This window comes from Dietzia sp. E1 (assembly GCF_014145015.1).
GTDB lineage: Bacteria > Actinomycetota > Actinomycetes > Mycobacteriales > Mycobacteriaceae > Dietzia > Dietzia cinnamea_A.
Map to the genome: position 1 here is coordinate 1 of NZ_JAALDU010000273.1, position 1,978 is coordinate 1,978.

Genomic DNA, 1,978 nt, shown 5'->3' on the forward strand with positions numbered 1-1,978 from the left:
CGGCGGCCGGGCCTCTCCTCGAGAGGCCCGGCCGCTTTGTCGCTGGACGGACCCTCACATCTGCCGCCGCAGACTGCACGCCTAAGTGCCCTTCCATGCTTTGTGCGCTTTCGAACCACCTCACCTACAACGCTGGATAACAGCAGTCACTTAGCCACCACTTCCTGAGTAACACCTTGACTTCCACTGAGGCTTAAGGGATTCTAACCTTCGGAAACGCGCGGGAACTGCGCGAATGACGACTCGCCCTGTCATCGGCGAGCGGCTCTCAGGGGAAGGCACTTTTATGAACAAGTCCACCAAGGTTGCTGCGGTCGCGGCATCCGTGGTGCTGGCCGCGGCTGGCACCAGCGGCGTCGCCAACGCGCAGATCATCGACTCCGCCAGCGTCACCACCATGCTCGGCGAGCTCATCCAGTCCGGGTCCGCGGGCGGCGGGCTCCCCACCGACTCGGCCGGCCTGCCCACGGACTCCGCTGGCTTGAACCCCCTGGCCGGGTCCTCGGACCTCACCGAGGGTGTCATCCCAGGCTCGTCTGACCTGCAGCCACTCGCCGGGTCTCAGGCCTTCACCTCGTCGGAACCCACGCTCAGCACCAGCCCGCTCGGCGGATCCTCGAACCTTCCCGCGCTCAGCACCGAGCCCCTCGGCGGGTCCGCCCAGCTCCCGGGCCTGGAGGGTTCACTGGAGTCGCTGGCACTGTCGTCCGACATCACCGCCGACCTGGGCTCGGCAGAGCTAGCGACGCTGGCGACTTCCTCCGAGCTCGTCGGCGACCTCGGCTCCACCGCCCAGACGCCGCTCGCCCTATCTGTCGACCTCATCAACACGGGTTCGGACGGCATGGCTCCGCTGTCGGCCGCCAACGCCCCGCTGGCTGCCTCGTCGGAGCTCGTCGGCGGATCCACCGCGGAGACCCCGCTCGCACTGTCGGTCGACCTCATCAGTGGCTCGACGGCCACCACCCCCTTGTCCGCGGACCTCATCACCACCGACTCGACCGCCGAGACCCCGCTCGCCCTGTCGGTCGACCTCATCGGTGGCTCGACCGCGGAGACTCCCCTCGCGCTGTCCGTCGACCTGATCAACACCGGCTCCGAAGACATGGCGCCGCTGTCCACCGACCTCCTCGGCGGTTCGGCCGAGCTCGCGCCTGTCGGCTCAGCCGAGATGGCCCCGCTGTCCACCGAGCTGTTCACGGTGGGCTCGTCCGGAATGCAGCCGCTGTCGAGCGAGCTGCTCGGCGGGTCGTCCGACCTCGCGCCGCTGGTCGGCTCCGAGGAAATGGCGCCGCTGTCCACCGACCTGCTGGGCGGTTCGTCAGATCTCGCGCCGCTGACCGGGTCCGTCGGCATGGGCTCGGTGGGGATGACCCCGCTGGTCGCCTCCGTCGGCATGGAGCCCCTCTCCACCGAGCTGGACCTCCTCGGTGGTTCGGCCGAGCTGCCCGCGCTGTCCGCGGAGTTCCCCGCCGGGTCGACCGGCGGCATCGGCGGCTCCGCCGAGCTCGTCGGTGAGGGCATCCAGGGCTCGCTGACCAACGGCTCCGCCAACGAGATCACCGGCCCGCTCGGCGGCTCGATCGAAGACGGCGGCGCGCTGTCGCCGATCATCGGTTCAATCGCCGAGGGCGGCGTCCTGCCCGAGATCGCGGGGTCGATCGACGACATCTCCGGCTCGATCTCCGGCAACGGTGGATCGACCGGCCAGAGCTCGGACACCATCAACGGCTCGGCCGGCGGCGGCGCCGGCGTGCTCCTCGGCTCGGTCGAGGAGCTGACCACGGTCAACGGCTCGCTCACCGCGTTCACGGGATCGCTGGCGAACGGGTCCACGCAGGGAACCACCTCCACGAATCTCGGTTCCACGATGGGTACCGCCGCCTCCATGGAGTCGGGCGGCAGCCTTCTGCCCGTGCTCGCCGTGACCGCGGCCGCCGGCGGCGGTGCCGCGCTCGCCACCGCCGCCGCGAACGGC

General features: G+C 69.9%; 1 pseudogene. It reads left to right on the forward strand.

The annotated features are described in order from the left end of the window. Positions 1 to 286: 286 nt before the first annotated feature. Positions 287 to 1,978: pseudogene (locus G6030_RS09780) on the forward strand (hypothetical protein); the annotation flags it as partial.